Source organism: Luteimonas panaciterrae (assembly GCF_020511115.1).
GTDB lineage: Bacteria > Pseudomonadota > Gammaproteobacteria > Xanthomonadales > Xanthomonadaceae > Luteimonas > Luteimonas panaciterrae.
The window spans coordinates 1-369 of the sequence record NZ_JAJAVH010000048.1; the positions used below are offsets into that span (position 1 = coordinate 1).

The 369-nt window shown below is 67.5% G+C and carries 1 protein-coding gene; it reads right to left on the minus strand.

All coding sequences use genetic code 11. The features are described from left to right. A partial coding sequence (locus tag LG367_RS18170; protein ID WP_226470676.1) for a hypothetical protein occupies positions 1 to 369 on the minus strand: 369 nt, incomplete at both ends.

Here is a 369-nt window from a genome sequence, read left to right on the forward strand (position 1 = left end):
GGCGCCGCCGAGACGGTTACCGTCACGTTCGCCGTATCGCAGTTGGTCGGGTTGAGCGTCTCGCAGATCTGATACACGACCGTGTACGTCCCCGCCGGGGTACCCGGCGCCACGTTCACCGCGCCCGTCGCCGGGTCCAGCGTGACGTTCGGGTTGGTCGTCGAGGTCTGCGTCAGCGTGACGTTGCTGAGCGTGGCCGGCGCACCGTTCAAGGTGTCGTTCGTCAGCACGTTCGGCACCGCGACGCCGCCGCTTGCGCCATTGGCGCTGCCGCTGTCGTCGACCGCGTCGATCGGCGCCGCCGAGACGGTTACCGTCACGTTCGCCGTATCGCAGTTGGTCGGGTTGAGCGTCTCGCAGATCTGATAC